Raw genomic sequence first — 25385 nt, 5'->3', positions numbered from 1 at the left:
TTTTGTGTTAGAGGGACAATGATCTTATTTAAACTTGAAACCTTCGTAAATGAGTTTTGCTTTGGGATTCTTTTTCTTGATTTGCTTGGCAAGGGCCTTCATCATAGGAAGAGGTCCACACATATAGACCGTAGTCTGGTCAGGGATTTCTTCTTGATCCAAAGTCAGGTATCCTTTTTCATTGCTATCGATCAACTGCAGGTCAAAGTTAGCATTTTGACGGGCGTAGTCTCGAAGTAGATCTAGGTAGACAGCATTTTCCTCTCCACGGAAACTATAGTAGAAGCGGACGCTCTTGTCTAGGATAGGATGCTCCCGGATATAAGAGATGAAAGGTGTCATTCCAATTCCACCTGCGATCCAGATTTGCTGTTTTGGACCGTGTTTCATAGTCATATGACCATAGGCGCGATCAACAGCAACTTTGCTACCAACTTGAAGATTGTCATAGATATTCTTGGTGTGGTCACCAGAGTTTTTTATCGTAAAATAAAGAGTTCGTCCTTGACCTCCTGAGATGGAGAAAGGGTGTGGAGCAGTCTCAAAACCTTTTTGAAAAATTTTTAGAAAGGCAAATTGTCCATATTCGTAGGTGAAAGGATGACTGAGCTCTATTTCAATTTCAGTCGTATCGTGGTTGAGGCGTTTGATTCCTACGATTTTTCCAAGATAGGTGAAACCGACTTTTTGATAAAGGAAAATAATATAAAAACCTGCAAGCAAGCCTAAAAGAGCATAGATTCCAAAGATAAGACCTAGGAAACTAAAGGAGAGGAGGCGATTTCCCATAATCATCAAAACATGGAAGAGGCCAAAGATATAGGCTAGATAAACCAAGCGATGAATCCATCTCCATGCTTCATACTGGATATATTGTCCCAGATAGGCAACCAGAACGATGCTGATAAAGATATAGATAGCGATATTTCCAAACTGGGCGGCCAAATGCGAACCCCAGAGACCGCCCATGCTAAAGTTGTGTAGGGTTAGTAGGAGAATGGATAGAAAAGCCGTGAATTTATGAGCTAGATACATCTTTTCAAGTCCGTTGAACCAAGCCTCAAGCAGGGGTAAACGGCTAGCTAGTATAAAAGTAAGTGAGAGGGTAGTGAGAGCTAAACCAGGGATTAGAAACTGACTAGCACCTGAACTGAGCCAAGCTAGGATGGTCAGAAGCATACTAAACCCGATAAATAAAATACCTTTTAATGATTTCATGGTAGAAGTCCTTTCATGGATTATCTTGCATTAGATGTAATAATATTCATTACATTCTAACAAAAAATGAATCTGTCGTCAAGGTTTGTGATTTAAACTAACTTTTCTGACACTTTTTTCTAAAAAAGCCAACGAATCGGGTGATTCATTGACTTTCTTATCTTAACGATTTCTCCAAGCTTGGTAGCGAGTGTCAATCAAGAGTTGGGTTAAGCGTCCCATGGTTTCTCTTTCTTCGGGAGTGAGGGATTGGGCTTGGACAAAGAGATGGTGAATGTGTTCAATGACCTTGAAGGAAGAGAGGTCGTTGATAGAGGAGATGCCTGCATCGAGAATGATTCCAAAAAAGAGGTCGAAGTAGAGTTGCAGTTCTTCGTCAGGAACGGTTTCAACCCATTCCTTGAAGGTTGTATCGACTTGCTGACTATCACTATTGGTCTCGTCCAGTTGGACAAAGTGTTTGTCTTCAACCTGCCAACTAAAGGTATCGTGCTGGGCGATGCCACCCAAGGCAGTGCTTCGAACGACGATTTTTTTATCCGGAATTTCCAGCATCATCCCGATGATAGAACCTTGTGGGATAAATACTTTTGTTCTGTCTATCATGTTTTGATAGCCTAGTGTTTCAGTTAGTTCCTTGTGAAGCCCAGGTGCATCAAAAGTATAGACAGCGACAATGTTTTTCTGCAAGTTTGGATCAAGTTGACTGGCAGCATAGACAGCTAGATTTCCCCCTTTTGAGTGTCCTGCTAGGATAAGCTTTTGCTTGGGGTGTTGAGCAAAAAAATTCTCTAAATACTGGAGGGCATGTTTTTGAGCAGGGATTTCCCTCATATAGGTCATATGGAAATCTTCTTTCCAACCAATGATACTGTCATCTGTTCCACGATAAACAAGCAAATAGGTATCGAGACTGATACGATAAGTCATGGCTGCAAACTGTTTTTGCAATTCAGGATCAATATCGTTGATAAAGTCTGAGAGCTTGCAATTTTTAAACCGTTTGTGTTGAGCGAGCTGATCCAATAACTGGAGACGGTTTTTATTGGTCAACATCGTCGTTTCTCTAGGAATTTGGGGTGTTAGATCTATGAGACGCTTTGGTTCTTGGGTGACTACATCATCGAAAGGAAGATAGGTTAATTCAGTCAAGGCAAGAACATCTAACTCATTCACGAGGAGGTCATAAAAGGAATCGTATGCTACATCATTGAGGTAGTCAAAAATATTGGCCATAAAAGCTCCTTTCTCTATGTTTATCCTATCACATTTATCTAGAATTAGCTAGTGGGCTTGTTCGAATGACCTAGTAGGGTTTGATTCAGATACATAGAAGACAGGCTGCTCCTATTTCAAACCTCTAAACGAGCTTACTTGAATATTTTTGCTATCAATCCCATTTTCCTTTAAAAAATTCTTCATTTCATTTACATCATCAGGCTGACCTGTGATGAGATAGCTGGCTTGATTGCCGTATTCATCAATAGCACGTTTTAAAAATTCTTGACTTTGAGAAAGTTCCTCGCTAGTTTTATAAGTAAAATTCGGTGTTTTTTGAGCCAGTTCTTTCATCCCTTTATCAAAAATAGTTACTCCTTTGTCAAAATGATTGAGTATAATCGGGCATTTACCAGCCCACTCTTTGACAAGAGGGCGTAGAGCAGAAATACCGACATCAGATGCAAAGCAAACTAGTGGCTGATTTGTATCTTTAACGGCCAAAGAGGAATCCAGCCAACTCATCTCAATCTCACTGCCAGCCGGTAAATGTGTCAAGGTGTTCTTAAAGTTGCTACCACTATTATGAGTCAAAATGAGAATTTCATCTTCATCAGGTGTGGAGGCAATGGTTAGCCATCGACTGGTCTGCTCACCCTTAGCTTCGTTTTTCCTAGAAGCGGACGAGGTATCAGGGAGTGTAAACTTAGCATAAGCTCCAGCTTTCCAGACTTGATGACTCGGCTTTGTGATGTGAATTAAATACAGATCTTCGGTGGGATTTTCGATGGATTTTATCGATAATGTTTGACTTCGTCCAAGATAGGCGATGGCACCCCAAGTTAGAAGGGCTAGTAATCCAAGTGTTGATAGAATGATAATAAACATTTTTTTACCTCTTTTCATTTTTTATGACTCCTGTTCTTAATTTTATGAATGAACTAGAAAATAATTCATTCATGTCTTTTCAAAAAATAAAGAAATCCATCTTCTTTATTTTAGAACTCCTTTTATGAAGTTGGTTGCAAGTATTTCGACAGTTTTGCTAATATCTGGAAAATCTTTTTCCGTGATATGCATATCCATATAGTAAAACAGATTATAAACCTGTAAAATATCTTGAATCTTTTCTGGCGAGTACCCTTCAGCCTGCATACGATTTGTAAAAGTTTTAACTAGAAACTGATGAAATGGATTTGCGACTTTGCCTTCTTCCGAGGAATAGTAGCTGTGCAACTCATCTGCTATGGCAGGATTGTACCATTCTGCAAGGATTTTATTGGAAGAAATGAGAGTTCTGGACTGAGCAAATAGTTGACCAATGAGGTCGATCATGTCAATTTCCCAATCCAGTTCTTCGATCATAGCTTGGCGAACACGGTTGTTTTCATCTATATAGATGTCTAGAAAAATGGCTTCTTTACTTTCGTAATAGTTATAAAAAGAGCCAACTGCCACCCCAGCTTGCCTAGCAATTTCTGAAATTCCTGTCGCCTTGTAACCTTTTTTCGAAAAAACTTCATAGGCCGCTGTCTTTAAAGATTGTTTTTTGTCCAATATGATTTAACCTCCTTCACTTAATGAATGAATAAATTTATTTGTTCATTCATATTCTAACAAATCATGGCTAGCTTGTCAATAAGAAGGCTAGATCTGTTAAATAAGTTAAAGAAACGCTAACTAAATGAGCACAAAAAGGAAAATATAGGATAAGGCTGGAACTATAATTAAAAATAAGGTATGATATCAGTGGGAATGTTCTCTATTTATCATCTGTTTTCTGATTTGGATTTGGGAAATAGGCTACTAAACAGTATGAGATACTGATCCGTAAATCTGATATGAAGGTTTTGATACTTTGAGAAATAACAAAGGAGGAGCGCATGCACAAGATTTTACTAGTAGAAGATGACCAAGTTATTCGGCAACAAGTTGGTAAACTACTCTCCGAGTGGGGGTTTGAGGTCGTTTTGGTAGAAGATTTTATGGAAGTATTGAGCCTTTTTGTTCAGTCGGAGCCTCATTTGGTTCTCATGGATATTGGCTTGCCACTTTTCAATGGTTATCACTGGTGTCAGGAGATTCGCAAGATTTCCAAGGTACCCATTATGTTTCTGTCTTCGAGAGATCAAGCGATGGATATCGTCATGGCGATCAATATGGGAGCAGATGACTTTGTGACCAAGCCTTTTGACCAGCAGGTGCTCCTTGCCAAGGTTCAGGGGTTGTTGCGCCGTTCCTATGAATTTGGGCGGGATGAAAGTCTGCTGGAGTACGTGGGTGTGATCCTCAATACCAAGTCTATGGACCTGCACTATCAGGGGGAAGTATTGAGTTTGACCAAGAATGAATTTCAAATTTTGCGGATTTTATTTGAACATGCTGGCAATATCGTGGCGCGTGATGACCTGATGCGGGAACTCTGGAATAGCGACTTTTTCATCGATGACAATACCTTGTCTGTCAATGTTGCTCGTTTGCGTAAAAAGTTGGAGGAACAAGGCTTGGCAGGATTTATCGAAACCAAGAAGGGAATAGGATACGGACTGAAACATGCTTGATTGGAAATCATTTTTTCTAGCCTATCTGCGTTCTCGCAGTCGCATCTTTGTCTATATTTTTTCATTAGGCTTTCTCGTCCTTCTCTTTCAGTTTTTATTTGCTAGTCTAGGAACTTATTTTCTTTATTTCTTTCTGCTCAGTGGTTTTCTGACCTTCTTATTTTTGGCTTGGGATATATTTGCAGAAGCTCAGGTTTACCGGCAGGAAATACTCTATGCAGAGAGAGATCCCAAGTCTCCTCTGGAATGTGCGCTAGCAGAAAAGCTCGAAGAGCGTGAATCTGAATTGTATCAAAAGAAGTCAGAAGCCCAGAGCAAGCTGACGGATTTGCTTGATTACTATACCTTGTGGGTTCATCAGATCAAGACCCCCATTGCGGCTAGTCGACTTTTAGTGGCAGAAGTCTCTGATCGTGAGGTCAAGCAGCAACTGGAACAGGAAATCTTTAAGATTGACTCCTATACCAATCTGGTATTGCAGTATCTGCGTTTAGAGAGTTTTCACGATGACCTGGTATTTGAAAAGGTTCAAGTGGAGGACTTGGTGAAGGAAGTGGTTCGTAAGTATGCTCTTTTCTTTATCCAAAAGGGACTGGCGGTCAACCTACACGACCTTGACAAAACTATCGTAACCGATAAGAAGTGGCTGTTGGTCGTCATTGAACAAATCCTCTCAAACAGCCTTAAATACACCAAGGAAGGTGGCTTAGAGATTTATATGGAAGGCCAGGATCTCTGTATCAAGGATACGGGAATCGGGATTAAAAACAGCGATGTGATCCGAGTCTTTGAGCGTGGCTTTTCAGGCTATAATGGGCGTTTGACCCAGCAGTCATCTGGACTTGGACTCTATCTATCTAAGAAAATTTCTGAAGAACTGGGGCATCAGATTCGCATCGAGTCTGAGGTCGGGACAGGAACAACAGTACGCATCAAATTCGCTGAAGTGAAGCTCGTTATTGAGTAAACATAAATGAGAAAAAGCCTCCGAATGGAGGCTTTTATGCTAGTTTTTTATTTCTCAGCGCGTGATTTGTTGGCGATATCAGCTAGGATAGTTTGAACAAAGTCATCAACTGAGACAGTGTGTGTTTCTTTTTGACCATAACGACGAACGTTGACAGTTCCGTCTTCCATTTCCTTGTCACCAACGATCAATTGGTAAGGAATCTTGCTGGTTTGTGAAGCACGGATCTTGAACTGCATTTTTTCATTGCGCTCATCTACGTCTGCACGGACACCACGATCACGGAGTTTCTTAGCCACTTCCCATGCGTAGTCCACATGTTTTTCGTTAGAAACTGGGATGAGAGTTACTTGGTGTGGTGCAAGCCATGTTGGGAAGGCGCCCTTGTAGTTTTCGATCAAGATAGCTGTGAAGCGTTCCATAGTTGAGATAACCCCACGGTGGATCATAACTGGACGGTGCTCTTCACCGTCAGCTCCAATGTATTTGAGGTCGAAGCGTTCTGGAAGCAAGAAGTCAAGCTGGATAGTCGAAAGGGTTTCTTCTTTTCCGAGAGCTGTCTTAACTTGGATATCCAATTTTGGTCCGTAGAAGGCTGCTTCCCCTTCAGCTTCAAAGTAGTCAACACCCATTTCATCAAGGGCTGCACGAAGCATAGTTTGGGCATTTTCCCACATCTCATCGTTGTCAAAGTACTTGTGAGTATCTTGAGGGTCACGAAGAGAGAGACGGAAGCGGTATTCAGTCAAGTTGAAGTCTTCATAAACATCGATAATCAACTGAAGGGCACGTTGGAATTCTTCTTGGATTTGTTCTGGAGTAACAAAGAGGTGACCGTCGTTGAGAGACATTTCACGCACACGTTGAAGACCAGTAAGGGCACCAGATTTTTCGTAACGGTGCATCATCCCGATTTCGGCGATACGGATTGGCAATTCACGGTAGGAGTGAACATGGTGTTTGAAGACTTGGATATGGTGAGGGCAGTTCATTGGACGAAGAACAAATTCTTCCCCGTCCCCCATGTCCATGGTTGGGAACATATCTTCTTGGTAATGATCCCAGTGGCCAGAAGTCTTGTAAAGCTCTACAGAAGCAAGTGGTGGAGTGTAAACGTGTTGATAGCCAGAAGCCAACTCTTTGTCGACGATGTAGCGTTCCAATTCACGACGGATAGTCGCACCGTTTGGCAACCAGAATGGAAGTCCTTGACCAACTTCTTGAGAAATCATGAAGAGGTCAAGCTCTTTACCAAGTTTACGGTGGTCACGTTCTTTAGCTTCTTCACGCATTTGAAGGTAGTTTTTCAAGTCTTTCTTGTCAAACCAAGCTGTACCGTAGATCCGTTGCATCATCGCGTTGTCGCTATTTCCACGCCAGTAAGCACCTGCTACATGAAGAAGGTGGAAGATTTGGATACGGCCTGTTGATGGGACGTGAGGTCCACGGCAAAGGTCCACGTATTCCCCCTGACGGTAGATAGTCAAACCGCCTTCGTCCTCAGAGTGTTCTTCAATCAATTCCAACTTGTAAGGGTCGTTCTTGAAGATTTCACGCGCCTCGTCTTTCGTCACTTCTTCACGGATTGATGGGAAGTTTTCTTTAACGATTTTTTGCATTTCTTCTTCGATACGAGGAAGGTCTTCATTGGAGATTTGGCCAGCAGTATTGTCGGTATCGTAGTAGAAGCCATCTTCGATAGCTGGACCAACTCCCAAGTGAATGTCTGGGAAAAGGCGACGAGCTGCTTGGGCGAACAAGTGGGCAGCTGAGTGACGCAAGATTGGAAGGGCATCTTCGTGATCAGGTGTCACGATTTCGATGCTTCCATCTTCAGTGATAGCACGAGTAGTGTCGATGAGTTTGCCGTTGAATTTACCAGCCAAGGCTTTTTTAGCTAGGGAATTGCTGATGCTTTGTGCAATTTCAAAAGTAGTAACGCCAGATTCGAATTCACGAACAGCGCCATCTGGGAAAGTAATCTTAATCATGGTTTTCTCCTTAAATATTTATTCTATTTTTGTTGGACAATTTTAAGAGCCGAGCAACTTCTTCCGCAGTCTGATTTTCTGGTTGACTACCATCTGTTACGAGGCTAGGATAGCCTAATTTCATCGCTTCCTTACGAACTATTTGGGCAAAAAGAATGTCTCGTTGCATCCAGTTTTCAAAAGCTTGTTCAGGATTGGTTGTACCCTCTACGACATAAGGAACCCATTCTCTCTGTATATAATGCTTTTTTTGAAAATCAGCTGTCGGAGTCAAGCATAGATAGGATGATGCTTGACATTCAAGCTCCTTTACCAAGTGAGGCAAAAGTCCTGCTCCCTCTACCAAGAGAGGTCTGTTTTGATTTTTTATCAAGTAAGATTTCACATAAGGAAAAATCTCTTCATAAAAGCGCCATTCTTCATCTGCCATCTCTTCTGGATTTCTCATCCAGATTTGTTCTGGACTTCTATCCTGTCTAAGAAGGCAAATTGGCTGTGAGTCTGCACTTGCTTGACTCATCATCTCGTCTACCAAATCATCCAATTTGATATGAAGTAGCTGATACTGTCTAGCAAGAAGTGAAGCAACTGTTGACTTTCCACTACAAGGCGATCCGCCAATCATATAAAGCATCATTCTTCCTCCTTCTGACAAAATAAAAACGACATCCTCGAAAGGACGTCGCAACGTGGTTCCACCTTCATTTATGTTCCTCAAAAAAGAGGGACACCTCTGATTGGCTCTAACGTGGCCACCGTTTTATGTTTGCATAAAAAAACTCACGAGTAGTATCAGTTTAGACTCTCTATGCGTTTTCAGCAACCACGCACTCTCTAGTAGAAAGGGACTAAGTGACTTGTCTCTATGCATTATTATAGCATGATTGCGAGAATTTTCAAGGATTTTGTGAAATTTTTTTGTTTTTCCCTTGCTGGAGCATGTATTTGATACCTGAACCAGAAGCCATACCAAGTAGGGCAAAGAGTTCATAAGCTAGGAAATAAACGAGAATGAATTCATTGAAAGTGATGATGGTAAAGCAATAGAGAAGAGCAATACCGAGCAACCACCACAGTGAGAATTGGAAACGGTAGCTATAAAGAAGGGACACGATGAAGGTTGCCAAAGGTGAAAAGAGGATGATGTTGTAAATGTAAAGCCCTTTCAGCGTATAAGGATCAGATATCAGCAGCAAAAGCAACTCATAGAGGGGCCAGTAAAAGAAGAAAATGACAAGGCAGTAGGGGATATACTTAAGATATTTCCGCATGGCAATAGTCCTCCAATCTGCAAAAATAGAGAGATGTTGAAGATCACATGATCCTAAATGAAGGGGAGCTCTCTACCTATATTATAGCACGATTTGGAAGCTCTTACAAATTAATCAGGTAAGTAGTGATAGTGATTTTTTGGAGTGTTTTCTGCTATAATACTAACAAAAGAAGTAAGAGGAAATGAGGAGAAAGAATGACGAAAATAGCAGTTCTTTCAGACATACATGGGAATACAAGCGCCTTGGAAGCTGTACTGGCTGATGCTAAAGCGGCAAACGTAGACCAATACTGGCTTTTAGGGGATATTCTTATGCCTGGAACAGGACGTAGAAGGATTTTGGACCTCTTGGCTAGCTTGCCCATCACTGCTAGAGTGCTGGGAAATTGGGAGGATAGTCTCTGGCGTGGTCTGCATCGCAAGTTAGATCCTACAAAAGCAAGCCATCGTTATCTCCTGCGTCAAAGTCAGTACATCTTAGAGGAGGTCAGCCCTGAAGAAATCGAAGACCTCAATAATCAACCCATGCAAGTTCATCGTCAGTTTGGTGATTTGATGGTGGGAGTCACTCACCATCTCCCCGATAAAAACTGGGGTAGAGAGTTGATTCATACGGGAAAACAAGAAGATTTTGATAGATTGGTGACGAATCCACACGCCTCTATCGCAGTATATGGTCATATCCACCAACAGTTGCTTCGTTATGGAAGTGACGGACAGTTGATTCTCAATCCAGGTTCTATTGGGCAACCCTTCTTTTTAGATGCGGGATTACGTAAGGATCTGCGAGCCCAGTATATGATCTTAGAGTTTGATGAAGCAGGTTTGGTTGATGTTGATTTTCGTCGAGTGGATTATGATGTAGAAGCTGAATTGCAGTTGGCTAAGGATTTGAAGCTCCCCTATTTTCAGGTCTACTATGAAAGTTTAGTAAATGGAATTCATCATACTCATAATCACGAATTGTTAGGTCAAATCAGTGAACAAGAAGGTTATGATCAGGATGTTGAACTCTGGATGGAAAGAGACAAGAAAGATTGGTTTTAAGAGGACTTCTAGCTAGGAATCAGATAGTCTAGTGACTGCTGTTTCGCGATAAGTCGAACTGGATACGAATTGACGGCTTCTCAAATTTATGTTAGAATAACGGAATATAACTAATTTGAATCTCATACTAATTGATATTCAAAATAAGAGGAGACAGATAATGAAACCAGAAGAGTTACACGCTATTGCCTCGGAGTTGGGCTTGCAATTTGACGAAGATTCGCGTAGTATTTATGGCACGCAGTCAGGCTATTTACTTTTCCTGCAAGAAACTGATGTGAAAAATCAGTTTCGACTTTGTGTCAGTGTGAGTTTGAATGGCAATCCTGCGGATTCGGAAGAAAATGAATTGGTTTGGGATGAGTTTAAGAGTGAATCTCTTCCAAACTTGTCGACCTTGTCTATCAATCAGTACCTTGTTTCTTTTGTCGTAAAAGGTGCCATGCGCAAATCAAAAACAATTGAAAAGTTACAGACGCTCATAACAGACCTCGTTGCATTCCTTGAAACCCATCATTTCGTCCAAGTGTGTGGCTATAGCGGTCAGGAGGGTCCCGTTGGTCTCTATCAATTAGGTGATTCAATTTTCCTTATCAACGAGGAAAGCTATCAATTGCTGAAGAGCAATCTTCAGATTGAGGTAGATTCTTATCAAAATCAAAAGGAAAATGTTCTTCTTGGAGCAGTCGGTGCTTTGCTTGGAGCCTTGATTGGTGGAGCAGTTGCTCTATTTATCGCTCGTCTAGGTTATGTGGCTATGGTAGCGGGTATTGTTCTGGGGATTTGTACCATTAAAGGATATGAAATCCTTGGAAGAAAGGTATCTCGAAAGGGGATTGTGATTTCCTCTATTTGGATGGTGATTACTGTCTTTCTAGTGAATCAAATTGATTTGGCGATGGAAGTCGTTTCCAAACTAGGGGTTGAGTTTGCCTTTGCTTTCCGAGTGGTGAATGAATTGATCTTTAGCGGTGATTTCCCAGATGACTATTTTTATAATCTAGCTATGTTAGCTGTGTTTACCTTAGTTGGTGCTGGGGTGTCTATCAGCTCGGTTTGGTCAAGTCATAAAACAAAAGGGATTGTCCGTAAAATTGCATAAAAAAATAAGTCTTTGTATGTCCTCCGCTGTTCTGGGTACCAGGAGGGATACAGGACTTTTTGCATTGAGAAGATAATCAGTCGTTAGTATTTGACAGGAAAACCAAAAACGGTATAATGTTTATACGGGAAAAGATGAATAAAATATCAATGAAAGGAGAAGAAGATGCAAATTTCAAGTCGATTTACCATTGCGACCCATATGATGATTATTATTGCAATGCAGGATACAGAAAGTAAAGTAACCAGCGATTTTCTTGCGGCTAGTGTTGGAGTCAATCCAGTCATTATCCGTAAGACTTTATCGCAACTCAAAAAAGCTGGATTGATTTCAGTTGCTCGTGGTACGGGAGGAACTGAAATCATAAAAGACCTTCAGGAGATCAGTTTGTTGGATGTCTACCAAGCTGTAGAGTGTTTAGGAAAATCTGGAAAGCTCTTTAGTTTTCATGACAATCCAAATCCTAATTGCCCAATTGGTGCTAATATCCATGCAGTTTTGGACCAAAAGCTGTTTGATGTTCAAGCAGCTATGGAAAACCAACTGCGTCAGACAAGTCTGGCTCAGATTGTAGCCGATGCTCAGAATAAACTGTCTAAGTAAGAGGACTAAGGTTCTCTTTTTCTATTGCCGCTCTTTTTATGAGTTGGGCAAGAAGAATTGTGGTAAAGTGTACTAGATGCTTTACGGTAAACTATAAAGAAAAATGTGAGCCTCAGTTTCAGGTTCACATTTCATTTTTTACTCATGGCAAAATGGCCTTTAGTTGGTTCAGAATGGTTTGTAAGGTTACAACCGCTTGTTCTCCTTGTTGTGGTTGGTAGAGTAGTTGGAAATACTTGCGAATAGTTTCTTCAAATTGCTTAGGGAGGAGTGTACAATTGGTCTTTGCGTACTCCAACATTCGTTTTTCACCAGGATGGGTTTGCTCATTGAGCGCAAATAACAAGTCAAAGTAGGAAGCAAAAAACTCACTCGTACGATGATTCATGCTGAGAAGATCTTGGCGTTTGATAGCTTTTTCTATTTGGTGAGAGAAGGCAGGCATGGCTTGCTCTAGCAAAAGGAGTTGCCTTTCGATGATATGCTTTTTGAGTTCTTGTGGATAGGGAATCTGGTAAGTCTTTTGGAGAGAAGCATAGTGTCCATTCGGGTCGTATAAAATCTTGCTGTGGAGTAGATTGTGCCACATACAGGTTGTATAAGAGTTTTGGGCTTGATGCTGAAAAACGGTTGAGTTCAATTCCTGTTCAAACGACTCCATCGAACGATAAATCAACTCGATTTCGATACCGTTGTTTAGTACGCAGTCATCCTCTAACTCCCAAAACTGGTTTCCAATTTCCATATAGGAGCAATAGTTGCTAAGAATGATTTGACGAGTTTTTTCGTCAATAGGTGAGTTAAGATAGACATAGACATCATAGTCAGAATTTTGATCGTAGGTTTGTCCTGCACGAGAACCACCAAGAGCAATAGCTTCTACTTGTTCCAGTTGAGAGAATTCTTTGCAAAGTTCGTGGATCATGATTTTTCTCCTTGCTTTATGGTTTTAAAGTCATTTTACCAAAAAGTAAAACGTTTGCATAGCATTGAGTTGCTCTTTTTCATTTATAGCAAAAAATGTGAACCCTTGTTTCGAGTTCACATTTCGTTTTTATTCTGCAGCTTGTTGCCAACGTTTTGCTAGCTTATGAGACAGGCTAGAAATGGCAAAGTTAAAGATAAAGTAAATCAAGGCAATCAGGATATAAAGACTGAAGACCTGCTCTGGTTCGAAATAGCGTCCCATGAGAATTTGGCTGGCTCCAAAGAGTTCTTGTAGGGCGATAACAGAGTAGAGAAGACTGGTATCCTTGATTACAGTTACAAACTGTGAAATGATAGCCGGTAGCATTTTGCGGATTGCTTGTGGGAGAATGATGTGGTAGAGGATTTGCACTGAAGTGAATCCTTGCGACATTCCTGCTTCGTACTGGCCTTTGTCCACGGCATTGAGACCGCCTCGGATAATCTCAGCTAGGGCTGCTGAGGTAAAGAGGGTAAAGGCAGTAATACCAGCTGGTGTGGACTTCATCTTAAACACTAAAAAGATGGTGAAAATCCAGAGGAGGTTGGGAACGTTACGTACAAACTCGATATAAATGCTGGAGATGATCCGTAAAACAGGATTTTTCCCATTTCTCATGACCGCTAGAACTGTACCGATAAGGGTAGAGAGGACGATGGCAATCAGAGAAATATAGAGGGTCAAGCCAAATCCTTTAAAGATAAAGATTAGGTTATCTGGGGTTAAAACTTCTAAAATGGATTCCATAGTAACCTCCTAAAGTGAATAGGCTTTTTTGTTGGCTTGCTCCATCTTGCGACCAAACTGGGCAACAGGGAAGCAAAGAGCAAAGTAGAGCAGGGCAGCACCTAAAAAGGCTGGAATGTAATTTCCGTTGAGAGCTGACCAAGATTTGGTCACAAACATCAAGTCTACTCCAGAGATGATAGCGACTGTCGAAGTATTCTTGATGAGGTTGACGATTTGGTTGGTCAAAGGTGGGAGAATGATACGGAAGGCCTGAGGCAAGATAATCAAGCGCATGGCACTGATATAGGTAAAACCTTGCGACAAGGCGGCCTCCATCTGACCACTAGGAATAGACTGAATCCCTGAACGAATAACCTCAGCAATATAAGCTCCGTGATAGAGTCCCACGCAGAGTACAGCTGTCCAATAAATCGGAATCATGATGGTGTGTTCACTGATAAGAGGCAAACCATAGAAGACGATGACAAACTGCACCAAGAGGGGAGTATTTTGATAAAATTCGACAAAGATACGAGCCAAAACACGCAAGAATGGGCGTTTACTGGTTGACATGGCCCCAAAGAAGATGCCCAAAACCATAGCGAGGATAAAGGATCCGATTGCTAGGGCAAGGGTGAAGAGGAAACCATTGAAAAATTGTCCAAAATCCTGAAAATAGGCTGTCCAAGATGATAAATCTGTCATGGGGTGTCCTCCTTAATCTGCGGTATGGCTAGATGGTTTGAGCTTGTAACGGTCATAGAGTTTCTGCAAACTACCATCCTTGCTCCATTTAGTGACCAAGGTATCAAGATAGTCGTTTAGCTCGGTATTTGATTTCTTGGTGACGATACCGTAGTCAGATGGCTTGAAACTATCATCTAGTAGTTCAGTCCGTTTACTAATGTAGCCAGACAGGATAGAGCGATCCACGGAAAAGGCATCAATACGATGAGCGTGAAGGGAAGTAATCAATTCTGGGTAGGAACCAAGCTCGACGAATTTAAAGGTTAGACCTTTCTTTTTGCCCAGTTCAGTGATCAAGCGCTGGGTGATGGAGCCTTGGGCAACCCCAATCGTTTTACCGTTTAGGTCCTCAATGCTTTTGATGTTGGCGGATTTATTGACCAAAAAACCAGAAGCGTCCGTATAGTAGGGACTGGTGAAGTTATAGAGTTTTTTACGTTCGTCTGTGATGGTGAAGGTTGCGATATCCATGTCGACCTGTTCATTGTCTAGTAGTGGACCGCGGGTTTGAGCGGTAACAGGAACGTAGCGAACCTTGACCTTGAGTTCGTCTGCAATCATCTTGGCTAAGTCGGTTTCGATACCAGAATAGGTCCCTGTCTTGGGGTCCTTGTAGCCAAAATTGGGAACGTCTTGTTTGACACCGACAACCAGTTCGCCTCTTTTTTGAATGTCTGCGACATTGGTATCAGCCTGAATTGGTTTAGCAGCAGCAAGGCTGAAAAGGCTAATCAATAATGCGGATAAAAAGAATTTCTTTTTCATAGGCGCCTCCTTATTTGACTTTGTCACTTTCGTGGTTGATAATTTTGCTGAGGAATTGTTGGGCACGAGGTTCGCTTGGATTGTCGAAAAAGTCATCGACATCTGTCGTATCTACTAAAACCTCTCCGTCGGCCATAAAGATAATGCGATCTGCAACCTCTCTAGCAAAGCCCATTTCGTGGGTAACGATGATCATGTTCATCCCGTCATGTGCCAGTTTTTGCATAACTGCTAGAACATCTCCGATGGTTTCAGGGTCGAGAGCAGATGTTGGTTCATCAAAGAGGAGGAGTTCCGGATGCATGGCAAGACCACGAGCGATGGCGATCCGCTGTTTTTGTCCACCAGATAGCATAGCGGGATAGGAATCTTTCTTGTCCCACATATTTACAAATTCCAGATATTTTTGGGCTGTTTTTTCAGCTTCTTTTTTATCAATTCCTAGAACTTTAATGGGCGCAAGTGTCACGTTTTCTAACACTGTTTTGTGTGGATAAAGGTTAAAATGTTGGAAAACCATGCCGACTTCCTTACGAAGAGGAACTAAATCCTTCTGACTGGCACCTGCTACTTGGTGTCCATTGACCAGGAGACTTCCTTTGTCAACAGCCTCCAAACCATTGATTGTACGGATAAGAGTGGACTTCCCAGAACCAGAAGGTCCAAGCAGGACAACAACTTGTCCTTTTTCAAAACGGAGATTGATGTCGCGGAGTGCGTGGTAGTTTCCGTAATATTTTTCGACGTGTTTAAATTCTACTAAAGCCATGAGAGATCTCCTTCTTGTGTTAGATTTTATAACATGATTCTACACTAAAAGAATGTTCTTGTCAAATCATATCTGAAAAAAATTCACTAGAATGTTATAAAAAGCAATCTGGATAGAGAAAATACTTAAATCATGTTATAATGAAACGATAGAATTCTTAGAAAGAGTGGATGTTTTTTTGATAGCTCCTACTTATGAATGGCAGTTTGCCCCGCAGGTAGAAGATGCGGATTTTACAAAGATAGCCAAGAAGGCTGGGCTGGGTCCTGAAGTGGCTCGGTTATTATTTGAAAGAGGGATTCAGGATGAAGAAAGTCTAAAGAAGTTTTTAGAACCTTCTTTAGAGGACTTACATAATCCCTATCTGCTCCATGATATGGATAAGGCAGTGGCTCGTATTCGTCAGGCGATTGAAGAAGGGGAGAATATTCTCGTCTATGGAGACTATGATGCGGATGGTATGACTTCGGCTTCGATTGTGAAGGAAAGTTTGGAACAGCTTGGCGCCGAGTGCCGTGTTTATCTGCCAAATCGTTTTACCGATGGCTATGGCCCTAATGCCAGTGTCTATAAATACTTTATCGAGCAAGAGGGTATTTCCTTGATTGTGACAGTGGATAATGGGGTTGCAGGGCACGAAGCCATTGAATTGGCCCAGTCTATGGGAGTGGATGTCATTGTGACTGACCACCATTCTATGCCGGAAACCTTGCCAGATGCCTATGCGATTGTTCACCCTGAGCATCCAGATGCGGATTATCCCTTCAAATATTTGGCTGGATGCGGAGTGGCTTTCAAACTGGCTTGCGCTCTTTTAGAAGAAGTGCAAGTGGAATTGCTTGATTTGGTCGCTATCGGTACCATTGCAGATATGGTGAGCCTGACAGATGAAAACCGTATCCTGGTTCAATACGGTCTGGAAATGTTGGGGCATACTCAGCGCATCGGTCTGCAAGAAATGCTAGACATGGCTGGGATTGCTGCGAATGAAGTGACAGAAGAAACGGTTGGTTTCCAGATTGCCCCTCGTTTAAATGCCTTGGGGCGATTGGATGATCCCAATCCTGCCATTGATTTGTTGACTGGCTTTGACGACGAGGAAGCACATGAGATTGCCCTCATGATTCACCAGAAAAATGAAGAACGTAAGGAGATCGTTCAGTCAATCTATGAAGAAGCTAAGACCATGGTGGATTCTGAGAAGAAGGTCCAGGTTTTGGCCAAGGAAGGCTGGAATCCTGGCGTTCTGGGTATCGTTGCTGGTCGTTTGTTGGAAGAGCTAGGGCAGACAGTCATCGTTCTTAATATAGAAGAAGGTCGCGCCAAGGGTAGTGCTCGTAGTGTGGAAGCAGTCGATATTTTTGAAGCCTTGGATCCCCACCGAGCTCTCTTTATAGCCTTTGGCGGCCATGCTGGTGCAGCAGGAATGACGCTAGAAGTTGAGAAACTTTCAGATTTGTCTCAAGTCTTGGAAGACTATGTCCGTGAAAAAGGTGCAGATGCTAGTGGTAAGAACAAGTTAAATTTAGATGAAGAGTTGGACTTGGAGACTCTTAGCTTGGAAACGGTTAAAAGCTTTGAACGCTTGGCACCCTTTGGGATGGATAATCAGAAACCTGTTTTTTATATCAAGGATTTTCATGTCGAAAGTGCTAGAACCATGGGAGCAGGCAATGCCCACCTCAAACTAAAGATTTCCAAGGGTGAGGCGAGTTTTGAAGTGGTGGCCTTTGGACAAGGTAGATGGGCGACAGAGTTTGCTCAAACAAAAAACTTAGAATTGGCAGTCACCCTGTCTGTCAACCAATGGAATGGGCAAACTGCTTTGCAGTTGATGATGGTAGATGCGCGTGTGGAAGGCGTTCAACTTTTTAACATTCGTGGGAAGAATGCAGTCTTGCCAGAAGGGGTTCCAGTTTTGGATTTCTCTGGAAAAGTGCCAAATTTGGCGAATAGTGAGGCGGTTGTTGTGAAAAATATTCCGGAAAATATTACCTTGCTGAAGACCATTTTTCAGGAGCAGCATTTCTCTGCGGTCTATTTCAAAAATGACATTGACAAGGCCTACTACCTAACAGGTTATGGAACTAGAGAGCAGTTTGCCAAATTGTACAAGACTATTTACCAGTTCCCAGAGTTTGATATTCGCTATAAGTTGAAAGATTTAGCAGCTTATCTCAATATTCAACAAATCTTGCTGGTCAAGATGATTCAAGTCTTTGAAGAACTAGGTTTTGTGACAATCAAAGATGGTGTTATGACAGTTAATAAGGAAGCGTCAAAAAGGGAAATTGGTGAAAGTCAGATTTATCAAAATCTCAAACAAACTGTCAAAGACCAAGAAATGATGGCGCTGGGGACAGTGCAAGAAATGTATGATTTTTTAATGGAGTAATAGATAGAAAGGGACTGAGATGACCTATCTCGGTCTCTTTTTGTTGGATAAATGCTTGATGTGGGAGTGGTTGATTAGATAGTCTTTTGGATGGTCTACTGATATAAAGATTGGGGGAAACGATTCATTTTTTATTCTCTTCTATCACTTTATACGATGTCTGCTTTTAAACCTTATGTAGTAAAAGTATAAATTTTTGTAACACGACTAAAATATAACTCTAAACGAACTGACATGTAAATCAAGTATGATTTTCTTATCAAGAAAATATAAGGGGAATCTAGTTATGAAAAAAACAGTTACGAAACTGACTCTGGGTTTGACTTCTACCGCTATTTTGGCTACAGTTGGGGCTCAAACTGTGCATGCAAACTCTTACGTTGTCCAAGATGGTGATTCATTTTATGCCATTGCAACTGCAAACGGAATGGATCCGTATGAGTTGGCAACTTTGAATGGAAAAACCATCTTTGATACTATCCACCCAGGCGATGTATTGGAAGTGAGTGGTTCCGCTCAGGCTAGCTCTACCTACAGTGCTCCAGCTAGCACTGCGAACGTGGTATCAGATACAGAGGATGTTGTCGAAAAGACTCCGACAAACTATGGAAACTCTTATCCTGTTGGTCAGTGTACATGGGGCGTGAAAGAATTGGCGCCTTGGGCTAGCAACTGGTGGGGAAATGCCAACACGTGGGCAATCTACGCGAGTGCTCAAGGCTATAAGACAGGAAGTGTTCCAGTAGTAGGAGCAATCGCCGTTTGGGATGGTGGTGAATATGGACACGTTGCTTATGTAACAGATGTTCAAAGTGAAAACTCTATCCAGGTATTGGAAGCAAACTACAGACGTCAAAAGCAGATTGCGAATTACCGTGGCTTCTTTAATCCTCATGAATTTTTAGGAAACGTCACTTATATCTATCCAAATTAAAGATGATAAAAAGATTTAGAATTTCTAAGTCTTTTTTCTTTTTGAAGAAGTTTCCTATCGTTAGCCTCCATCTTAATGACTAATTGCTGAAATTTTTAGATTCTGTAGCGAACAGGAAATTCTTGCTTTTGGATGTAGATAAACCATGTCTTTGTAGAAAATAGTTCTCAAGTCGATAGGTAAAGGGCAAGAATTTAACTTGTTTTGAACTAAAAGAGAAATTTAGAGTTCGAAAAAGGTATCTGAAATTAAATTGATTCAGAAAATCCATATTTTTGATGGTACAATCCTTCCATTATCTTAGATGAAGCCTCCAAAAGAGAAGTCAAAGTAAAAGAATTCGATTCACAGTAGTGACTAATCTCTAGTTAAAAACCAATCTTCGTTTTGAAAATCATCAAAAAAATGGTATAATGGTAGGAAAAGATTCGGCTGAAAGTTTGAGAACTTTTAGAATAAGAGGGTGAATTCGCCCTATAATCAAGATAAATGAAGTTTCGGAGGAAAAATGAGTAATATTAGTTTAACAACACTAGGTGGTGTACGAGAAAATGGTAAAAATATGTACATCGCTGAAATCGATGGTTCTATTTTTGTTTTGGATGCAGGGCTTAAATACCCTGAAAATGAACAACTAGGGGTTGATGTCGTCATTCCAAATATGGACTACCTTTTTGAAAATAGCGATCGTATCGCAGGGGTCTTTTTGACCCACGGACATGCGGATGCCATTGGTGCCCTGCCTTATCTTTTGGCAGAGGCTAAGGTGCCTGTGTTTGGTTCGGAGTTGACCATTGAGTTGGCCAAACTCTTTGTCAAAGGAAATGATACGGTTAAGAAATTCAATGATTTCCATGTCATTGATGAAGATACGGAGATAGACTTTGGAGGAACTGTGGTTTCCTTCTTCCGTACAACTCACTCTATCCCAGAAAGTTTGGGAGTAGTCCTAAAAACAACTGAAGGTAGCATCGTTTATACAGGGGACTTCAAGTTTGACCAGACAGCTAGCGAATCCTATGCGACGGATTTTGCTCGTTTGGCAGAAATTGGTCGTGATGGTGTCTTGGCACTCCTCAGTGATTCAGCCAATGCAGACAGCAATATCCAGGTGGCGAGCGAGAGTGAAGTTGGAGACGAAATTACCCAGACCATTGCAGACTGGGAAGGTCGTATCATCGTTGCCGCAGTTGCCAGCAACCTTTCTCGTATCCAGCAGGTTTTTGATGCTGCAGCAGATACAGGTCGCCGAGTTGTTTTGACTGGATTTGATATTGAAAATATCGTCCGCACTGCGATTCGTCTCAAAAAATTATCTCTGGCCAACGAAAGTCTCTTGATCAAACCCAAAGAAATGTCTCGTTTTGAAGACCATGAGTTGATTATTCTAGAGACAGGTCGTATGGGTGAACCCATCAATGGACTTCGCAAGATGTCTATTGGACGCCACCGCTATGTGGAAATCAAGGATGGGGATTTGGTTTATATCGTAACGACTCCATCTATCGCCAAAGAAGCCGTCATGGCGCGTGTTGAAAACATGATCTACCAAGCTGGTGGTGTGGTGAAACTCATTACCCAAAGCTTGCGAGTATCCGGACACGGGAATGCGCGTGATTTGCAGTTGATGATCAATCTTCTGCAGCCAAACTACCTCTTCCCTATCCAAGGGGAATATCGTGAGTTGGATGCGCATGCTAAGGCTGCCATGGCGGTTGGAATGTTGCCAGAACGCATTTTCATCCCTAAAAAGGGAACGACCATGTCTTATGAACATGGGGACTTTGTCCCAGCTGGAGCAGTTTCTGCAGGTGATGTCTTGATTGACGGAAATGCTATCGGAGATGTTGGAAATGTGGTCCTTCGTGACCGAAAAGTCTTGTCAGAGGATGGTATTTTCATCGTCGCAATCACTGTCAACCGTCGTGAGAAGAAAATTGTGGCCAAGGCTCGCGTCCATACACGTGGATTTGTTTATCTCAAGAAGAGCCGTGATATTCTCCGTGAAAGTTCAGAATTGATTAACCAAACGGTAGAAGAGTATCTTCAAGGCGATGACTTTGACTGGGCAGATCTCAAAGGCAAGGTTCGTGACAATCTGACCAAGTACCTCTTTGATCAAACCAAGCGTCGCCCAGCAATCTTGCCAGTCGTGATGGAAGCAAAATAATCAGCAGAATACCTACAGAAAAAGTCGAAATTCGGCTTTTTCTTATAGAATAGTAAAAGGAGACAACCATGGCAGTTATGAATATTGAGTATTACTCAAAAGTTTTGGATATGGAGTGGGGCGTTACCGTACTCTATCCAGATGCTAGTCGGGTGACTGAACCAGATTGCACAGATATTCCTGTGCTTTACCTTTTGCACGGAATGTCAGGAAACCAAAATAGCTGGCTCAAACGTACCAATGTCGAACGCTTGTTGCGTGGAACCAATCTCATCGTTATCATGCCCAATACTAGCAATGGCTGGTACACAGATACCCAGTATGGCTATAACTACTATACAGCTCTAGCAGAAGAACTCCCCCAAGTCATGAAACGTTTCTTCCCCAATATGACCAGCAAGCGAGAAAAGACCTTTATAGCAGGTCTATCCATGGGAGGTTATGGTTCCTTCAAACTCGCTCTATCGACGAATCGTTTTTCTCATGCGGCTAGTTTTTCTGGTGCGCTCAGTTTTCAGGAATTTTCTCCTGAAAGTCAGGATCTGGGGTCACTTGCCTACTGGCGAGGAGTTTTTGGAGAGATTAAAGACTGGACAGCTAGTCCTCATTCGCTTGAAAGCATGGCTGCAAAATCCGATAAAAAGACTAAACTATGGGCTTGGTGTGGAGAGCAAGACTATCTCTACTCTGCCAATAATCTCGCAGTGAAAAACCTCAAAAAGCTTGGTTTTGAGGTGACCTATAGTCATAGTCCAGGTAAGCACGAGTGGTACTACTGGGAAAAACAATTGGAACGTTTTTTGGCTACCTTACCAATTGACTTTGTCTTGGAAGAACGTTTATTTTAGTTTTAGGTTTCTTTCAGCTTTCTTCAGTAAAATAGAGAATCTATCTTGATCAAGGAAAATGTGATTTCAAGATAGGTTCTTATTTTTATGAAAGGTGGGGCGTCATGTTCTGGATTATTCGACTATTCTTCCGATTTCTTTTGGGAATTTGGCGTTTCTTCTGGCGTCTGGTTTGGACTGTGGTCATTCTACTGCTCATTGCTTTTGGAGTGGTTTGGTATCTGACAGGTGATTTTCATTCTGCGGTCAATCAGGTTGAAAAAATGAGTAAGATTGGTCAAGGTGGCTGGAATCAGTGGAAGGAGACGGGAACGCTGGAAGTCTTGTCTCAGACAGATAGTCACCAACATGCAGAAGGTAAATGGGCTCAGGCCTCGGCTCGCATCTATATTGAACCTCAAATGGATGAAACCTTCCAAGGTGCCTATGCAGAAGCTATAAAAAATTGGAATCAAACGGGAGCCTTTACCTTTGAGGTGGTTGCGGATCCTAGTCAGGCAGATATTGTGGCAAGTGAGATGAATGATGGATCGACCGCTGTAGCAGGTCAAGCCGAGAGTCAAACCAATTTGTTAACCAATCAATTTATATCTGTAACGGTTCGCCTGAATCACTATTATCTATCCAATCCAAACTATGGTTATTCTTATGAACGGATCGTGCACACGGCGGAGCATGAGCTGGGGCATGCTATCGGATTGGATCATACCAACGAGACTTCTGTCATGCAGCCGGCAGGTTCCTATTATGGAATTCAGCCTCAGGATGTGACAGCTGTTCAAGAACTCTATACCAGTAGCGACTAGATGAAGTCGGTAGAAATCAAAGCTCCTCCAACAAGTGATTGGTGGGGCTTTTTGTTCGTCCTGTTACGGCCTTTTTGCTATAATGGAACTATGAATAACTTGATCAAATCAAAACTAGAGCTCTTGCCGACCAGCCCTGGATGCTACATTCACAAGGATAAAAATGGCACTATTATCTATGTAGGAAAGGCTAAAAATCTGCGCAATCGCGTGCGGTCCTATTTCCGTGGCAGTCATGATACCAAGACGGAGGCTCTGGTATCTGAGATTGTAGATTTTGAATTTATCGTCACTGAGTCTAATATTGAGGCCCTTCTCCTAGAAATCAATCTTATCAAGGAAAACAAGCCCAAGTACAACATCATGCTTAAGGACGACAAGTCTTATCCTTTCATCAAAATCACCAATGAGCGCTATCCTCGATTGATTATCACCCGTCAGGTCAAAAAGGACGGTGGTCTTTATTTTGGTCCCTATCCAGATGTGGGGGCAGCCAATGAAATCAAGAGACTATTGGATCGGATTTTTCCTTTTCGCAAGTGTACCAATCCTCCGTCTAAGGTCTGTTTTTACTACCATATCGGCCAGTGTATGGCCCATACCATCTGTAAGAAAGATGTGGCTTATTTCAAGTCCATGGCTCAGGAGGTTTCTGATTTCCTAAAAGGGCAGGATGACAAAATCATCGATGACCTTAAGGGTAAGATGGCAAAGGCAGCTCAAAGTATGGAGTTTGAACGTGCGGCGGAATACCGTGACCTGATTCAGGCTATTGGAACACTTCGGACCAAGCAACGGGTTATGGCAAAGGATCTCCAAAATCGGGATGTCTTTGGCTACTATGTGGACAAGGGTTGGATGTGTGTCCAGGTTTTCTTTGTTCGTCAAGGCAAGCTCATTGAGAGGGATGTCAATCTCTTCCCCTACTACAATGATCCGGATGAGGACTTCTTGACCTATGTGGGACAATTTTATCAAGAAAAATCTCACCTGGTTCCCAATGAAGTATTGATTCCGCAGGATATTGACGAAGAAGCCGTCAAGGCCTTGGTGGATACCAAGATTCTCAAACCCCAGCGTGGAGAGAAAAAACAACTGGTCAATCTAGCTATAAAAAATGCCCGTGTTAGTCTGGAGCAGAAGTTCAATCTGCTAGAAAAATCTGTTGAAAAGACCCAAGGAGCTATTGAAAATCTGGGACGCTTGCTCCAAATCCCGACTCCGGTTCGTATCGAGTCCTTTGACAACTCTAATATCATGGGAACTAGCCCTGTTTCAGCCATGGTGGTCTTTGTCAATGGCAAACCGAGTAAAAAAGACTACCGAAAGTACAAGATAAAAACGGTTGTTGGACCAGATGATTATGCTAGTATGCGAGAGGTTATTCGCAGACGTTATGGCCGAGTTCAACGAGACGGTTTGACTCCTCCTGATTTGATTGTCATTGATGGGGGACAAGGGCAAGTCAATATTGCTAAGCAGGTTATTCAAGAAGAGCTAGGTTTGGATATCCCAATTGCAGGTCTGCAAAAGAATGATAAGCACCAAACCCATGAACTGCTCTTCGGAGATCCGCTTGAGGTGGTGGAGTTGTCTCGCAATTCTCAGGAATTTTTCCTCCTCCAACGCATCCAAGATGAGGTGCACCGCTTTGCGATCACCTTCCACCGTCAACTGCGCTCAAAAAATTCCTTTTCTTCACAACTGGATGGGATTGAAGGATTGGGACCTAAACGCAAGCAGAATCTCATGAAGCACTTCAAGTCTCTCACTAAAATCAAGGAAGCCAGTGTGGATGAGATTGTCGAAGTTGGAGTGCCAAGAGCAGTCGCAGAAGCTGTTCAGAGAAAGTTGAACCCTCAGGGAGAAGTGGAATTGGCTCAAGTGGCAGAAGTGAGTGTAGATTACCAAACGGAAGGAAATCATCATGAACCATAAAATCGCAATTTTATCAGATATTCATGGCAATGTGACTGCACTAGAAGCAGTGATTGCGGATGCTAAAACTCAAGGAGCCAGTGAGTACTGGCTTCTGGGAGATATTTTTCTACCTGGTCCAGGTGCTCATGACTTGATTTCCTTGCTGAATGACCTTCCTATCACGGCAAGTGTTCGAGGCAATTGGGATGATTGTGTCCTTGAGGCTTTGGATGGCGAATATGGTTTGGAAGATCCACAAGAAATCCAATCAATGCGAATGACCCAGTTTTTGATGGAGCGAATGGATCCTGCAACGATTGTCTGGCTACGAAGCTTGCCTTTGCTGGAAAAGAAG

General features: G+C 42.1%; 24 protein-coding genes. 12 read left to right on the top strand and 12 right to left on the bottom strand.

The annotated features are described in order from the left end of the window. Window positions 1-24: 24 nt before the first annotated feature. From SORDD15_RS05220 to SORDD15_RS05205, 4 genes are all read right to left on the bottom strand, one after another. Window positions 25-1218 carry a ferredoxin reductase family protein gene (locus SORDD15_RS05220; RefSeq protein WP_061415126.1) on the bottom strand — a complete coding sequence of 398 codons (1194 nt, stop codon included), beginning with the start codon at window positions 1216-1218 and terminating at the stop codon, window positions 25-27. A gap of 162 nt (window positions 1219-1380) precedes the next feature. After that, window positions 1381-2454: a DUF2974 domain-containing protein gene (locus SORDD15_RS05215; protein WP_061415123.1), complete on the bottom strand. Its 1074-nt coding sequence runs from the start codon at window positions 2452-2454 to the stop codon at window positions 1381-1383. A 111-nt stretch (window positions 2455-2565) separates the two neighbouring features. Beyond that, complete coding sequence (locus tag SORDD15_RS05210) at window positions 2566-3342, bottom strand: ferredoxin reductase domain-containing protein (RefSeq protein ID WP_061415120.1); 777 nt, start codon at window positions 3340-3342, stop codon at window positions 2566-2568. An 87-nt stretch (window positions 3343-3429) separates the two neighbouring features. Further along, window positions 3430-3999, bottom strand: coding sequence for a TetR/AcrR family transcriptional regulator (locus tag SORDD15_RS05205; protein WP_061415117.1), 570 nt, complete (start codon window positions 3997-3999; stop codon window positions 3430-3432). A 320-nt stretch (window positions 4000-4319) separates the two neighbouring features. On the opposite strand from SORDD15_RS05205, the gene SORDD15_RS05200 reads away from it, so the two are divergent. Together SORDD15_RS05200 and SORDD15_RS05195 are read left to right on the top strand one after the other, a co-directional pair. After that, window positions 4320-4997 (top strand): response regulator transcription factor, encoded by a 678-nt coding sequence (locus tag SORDD15_RS05200; protein ID WP_061415114.1) that lies wholly within the window; start codon window positions 4320-4322, stop codon window positions 4995-4997. Beyond that, on the top strand, window positions 4990-5964 hold the full coding sequence (locus tag SORDD15_RS05195; protein ID WP_061415111.1) for a sensor histidine kinase: 975 nt from the start codon (window positions 4990-4992) through the stop codon (window positions 5962-5964). The genes SORDD15_RS05200 and SORDD15_RS05195 overlap by 8 nt, the downstream gene beginning before the upstream one ends. A 47-nt stretch (window positions 5965-6011) precedes the next feature. On the opposite strand, the gene thrS is transcribed toward SORDD15_RS05195, so the two are convergent. The 3 genes from thrS to SORDD15_RS05180 form a co-directional block, all read right to left on the bottom strand. After that, the gene (gene thrS / locus SORDD15_RS05190) at window positions 6012-7955 is read right to left on the bottom strand and encodes a threonine--tRNA ligase (RefSeq protein WP_061415108.1); all 1944 of its coding nucleotides are present in this window, start codon (window positions 7953-7955) and stop codon (window positions 6012-6014) included. Window positions 7956-7965: 10 nt separating this feature from the next. Further along, window positions 7966-8592, bottom strand: a complete 627-nt coding sequence (locus tag SORDD15_RS05185) for an AAA family ATPase (protein WP_419579772.1) — start codon at window positions 8590-8592, stop codon at window positions 7966-7968. A gap of 259 nt (window positions 8593-8851) precedes the next feature. Then, the gene (locus SORDD15_RS05180; RefSeq protein ID WP_061415106.1) at window positions 8852-9226 is read right to left on the bottom strand and encodes a hypothetical protein; all 375 of its coding nucleotides are present in this window, start codon (window positions 9224-9226) and stop codon (window positions 8852-8854) included. Window positions 9227-9423: 197 nt separating this feature from the next. On the opposite strand from SORDD15_RS05180, the gene SORDD15_RS05175 reads away from it, so the two are divergent. From SORDD15_RS05175 to SORDD15_RS05165, 3 genes are all read left to right on the top strand, one after another. After that, a complete protein-coding gene (locus tag SORDD15_RS05175) occupies window positions 9424-10275 on the top strand; it encodes a metallophosphoesterase family protein (RefSeq protein WP_061415103.1) in 852 nt (283 codons plus the stop codon). A gap of 160 nt (window positions 10276-10435) precedes the next feature. Next, window positions 10436-11377: a hypothetical protein gene (locus SORDD15_RS05170; protein WP_061415100.1), complete on the top strand. Its 942-nt coding sequence runs from the start codon at window positions 10436-10438 to the stop codon at window positions 11375-11377. Window positions 11378-11542: 165 nt separating this feature from the next. Continuing rightward, window positions 11543-11980, top strand: a complete 438-nt coding sequence (locus tag SORDD15_RS05165; protein ID WP_061415097.1) for an Rrf2 family transcriptional regulator — start codon at window positions 11543-11545, stop codon at window positions 11978-11980. A 142-nt stretch (window positions 11981-12122) separates the two neighbouring features. Here the strand turns inward: SORDD15_RS05165 and SORDD15_RS05160 are convergent, their stop codons facing one another. The 5 genes from SORDD15_RS05160 to SORDD15_RS05140 form a co-directional block, all read right to left on the bottom strand. Further along, window positions 12123-12905, bottom strand: a complete 783-nt coding sequence (locus SORDD15_RS05160; RefSeq protein WP_061415094.1) for a DUF4037 domain-containing protein — start codon at window positions 12903-12905, stop codon at window positions 12123-12125. A gap of 129 nt (window positions 12906-13034) precedes the next feature. Continuing rightward, window positions 13035-13694: an amino acid ABC transporter permease gene (locus SORDD15_RS05155; RefSeq protein ID WP_007520474.1), complete on the bottom strand. Its 660-nt coding sequence runs from the start codon at window positions 13692-13694 to the stop codon at window positions 13035-13037. A 9-nt stretch (window positions 13695-13703) separates the two neighbouring features. Further along, entirely contained in the window at window positions 13704-14381 is a 678-nt protein-coding gene (locus SORDD15_RS05150) for an amino acid ABC transporter permease (RefSeq protein WP_000131126.1), read from the bottom strand. Window positions 14382-14393: 12 nt separating this feature from the next. Further along, the gene (locus SORDD15_RS05145) at window positions 14394-15188 is read right to left on the bottom strand and encodes a transporter substrate-binding domain-containing protein (RefSeq protein ID WP_081102367.1); all 795 of its coding nucleotides are present in this window, start codon (window positions 15186-15188) and stop codon (window positions 14394-14396) included. 10 nt (window positions 15189-15198) lie between these two features. Continuing rightward, window positions 15199-15957 carry an amino acid ABC transporter ATP-binding protein gene (locus SORDD15_RS05140; RefSeq protein ID WP_061415090.1) on the bottom strand — a complete coding sequence of 253 codons (759 nt, stop codon included), beginning with the start codon at window positions 15955-15957 and terminating at the stop codon, window positions 15199-15201. A gap of 178 nt (window positions 15958-16135) precedes the next feature. Here SORDD15_RS05140 and recJ point away from each other — a divergent pair, with 178 nt between their 5' ends. The 7 genes from recJ to SORDD15_RS05105 all read left to right on the top strand — a co-directional run. Continuing rightward, complete coding sequence (recJ, locus tag SORDD15_RS05135; protein ID WP_061415087.1) at window positions 16136-18352, top strand: single-stranded-DNA-specific exonuclease RecJ; 2217 nt, start codon at window positions 16136-16138, stop codon at window positions 18350-18352. 286 nt (window positions 18353-18638) lie between these two features. Then, complete coding sequence (locus tag SORDD15_RS05130) at window positions 18639-19286, top strand: COG3942 and LysM peptidoglycan-binding domain-containing protein (protein ID WP_061415084.1); 648 nt, start codon at window positions 18639-18641, stop codon at window positions 19284-19286. 508 nt (window positions 19287-19794) lie between these two features. After that, complete coding sequence (locus SORDD15_RS05125; protein WP_061415081.1) at window positions 19795-21456, top strand: ribonuclease J; 1662 nt, start codon at window positions 19795-19797, stop codon at window positions 21454-21456. Window positions 21457-21524: 68 nt separating this feature from the next. Next, window positions 21525-22304, top strand: a complete 780-nt coding sequence (locus SORDD15_RS05120; protein ID WP_061415078.1) for an alpha/beta hydrolase — start codon at window positions 21525-21527, stop codon at window positions 22302-22304. 104 nt (window positions 22305-22408) lie between these two features. After that, entirely contained in the window at window positions 22409-23110 is a 702-nt protein-coding gene (locus tag SORDD15_RS05115) for a M57 family metalloprotease (protein WP_061415075.1), read from the top strand. A 90-nt stretch (window positions 23111-23200) separates the two neighbouring features. Then, a complete protein-coding gene (gene uvrC / locus SORDD15_RS05110; RefSeq protein WP_061415691.1) occupies window positions 23201-25048 on the top strand; it encodes an excinuclease ABC subunit UvrC in 1848 nt (615 codons plus the stop codon). Then, on the top strand, window positions 25038-25385 hold a 348-nt coding region (locus SORDD15_RS05105; RefSeq protein ID WP_196756214.1), incomplete at its 3' end, for a metallophosphoesterase family protein. The genes uvrC and SORDD15_RS05105, both read left to right, overlap by 11 nt.

This window comes from Streptococcus oralis (assembly GCF_001578935.1).
Taxonomy (GTDB): domain Bacteria; phylum Bacillota; class Bacilli; order Lactobacillales; family Streptococcaceae; genus Streptococcus; species Streptococcus oralis_R.
This window is presented reverse-complemented; position numbering and strand designations above follow the sequence as displayed.

Excerpts from the sequence above, each read along its gene's own strand:
- SORDD15_RS05145 (WP_081102367.1), bottom strand. The coding sequence starts at position 15,188 with ATGAAAAAGAAATTCTTTTTATCCGCATTATTGATTAGCCTTTTCAGC.
- SORDD15_RS05165 (WP_061415097.1), top strand. The coding sequence starts at position 11,543 with ATGCAAATTTCAAGTCGATTTACCATTGCGACCCATATGATGATTATT.
- SORDD15_RS05215 (WP_061415123.1), bottom strand. The coding sequence starts at position 2,454 with ATGGCCAATATTTTTGACTACCTCAATGATGTAGCATACGATTCCTTT.
- thrS (WP_061415108.1), bottom strand. The coding sequence starts at position 7,955 with ATGATTAAGATTACTTTCCCAGATGGCGCTGTTCGTGAATTCGAATCT.
- uvrC (WP_061415691.1), top strand. The coding sequence starts at position 23,201 with ATGAATAACTTGATCAAATCAAAACTAGAGCTCTTGCCGACCAGCCCT.
- SORDD15_RS05200 (WP_061415114.1), top strand. The coding sequence starts at position 4,320 with ATGCACAAGATTTTACTAGTAGAAGATGACCAAGTTATTCGGCAACAA.
- SORDD15_RS05120 (WP_061415078.1), top strand. The coding sequence starts at position 21,525 with ATGGCAGTTATGAATATTGAGTATTACTCAAAAGTTTTGGATATGGAG.
- SORDD15_RS05175 (WP_061415103.1), top strand. The coding sequence starts at position 9,424 with ATGACGAAAATAGCAGTTCTTTCAGACATACATGGGAATACAAGCGCC.
- SORDD15_RS05170 (WP_061415100.1), top strand. The coding sequence starts at position 10,436 with ATGAAACCAGAAGAGTTACACGCTATTGCCTCGGAGTTGGGCTTGCAA.
- SORDD15_RS05155 (WP_007520474.1), bottom strand. The coding sequence starts at position 13,694 with ATGGAATCCATTTTAGAAGTTTTAACCCCAGATAACCTAATCTTTATC.
- SORDD15_RS05180 (WP_061415106.1), bottom strand. The coding sequence starts at position 9,226 with ATGCGGAAATATCTTAAGTATATCCCCTACTGCCTTGTCATTTTCTTC.
- SORDD15_RS05125 (WP_061415081.1), top strand. The coding sequence starts at position 19,795 with ATGAGTAATATTAGTTTAACAACACTAGGTGGTGTACGAGAAAATGGT.
- SORDD15_RS05150 (WP_000131126.1), bottom strand. The coding sequence starts at position 14,381 with ATGACAGATTTATCATCTTGGACAGCCTATTTTCAGGATTTTGGACAA.
- SORDD15_RS05220 (WP_061415126.1), bottom strand. The coding sequence starts at position 1,218 with ATGAAATCATTAAAAGGTATTTTATTTATCGGGTTTAGTATGCTTCTG.
- SORDD15_RS05140 (WP_061415090.1), bottom strand. The coding sequence starts at position 15,957 with ATGGCTTTAGTAGAATTTAAACACGTCGAAAAATATTACGGAAACTAC.
- SORDD15_RS05210 (WP_061415120.1), bottom strand. The coding sequence starts at position 3,342 with ATGAAAAGAGGTAAAAAAATGTTTATTATCATTCTATCAACACTTGGA.
- SORDD15_RS05160 (WP_061415094.1), bottom strand. The coding sequence starts at position 12,905 with ATGATCCACGAACTTTGCAAAGAATTCTCTCAACTGGAACAAGTAGAA.
- SORDD15_RS05115 (WP_061415075.1), top strand. The coding sequence starts at position 22,409 with ATGTTCTGGATTATTCGACTATTCTTCCGATTTCTTTTGGGAATTTGG.
- SORDD15_RS05130 (WP_061415084.1), top strand. The coding sequence starts at position 18,639 with ATGAAAAAAACAGTTACGAAACTGACTCTGGGTTTGACTTCTACCGCT.
- SORDD15_RS05195 (WP_061415111.1), top strand. The coding sequence starts at position 4,990 with ATGCTTGATTGGAAATCATTTTTTCTAGCCTATCTGCGTTCTCGCAGT.
- SORDD15_RS05185 (WP_419579772.1), bottom strand. The coding sequence starts at position 8,592 with ATGATGCTTTATATGATTGGCGGATCGCCTTGTAGTGGAAAGTCAACA.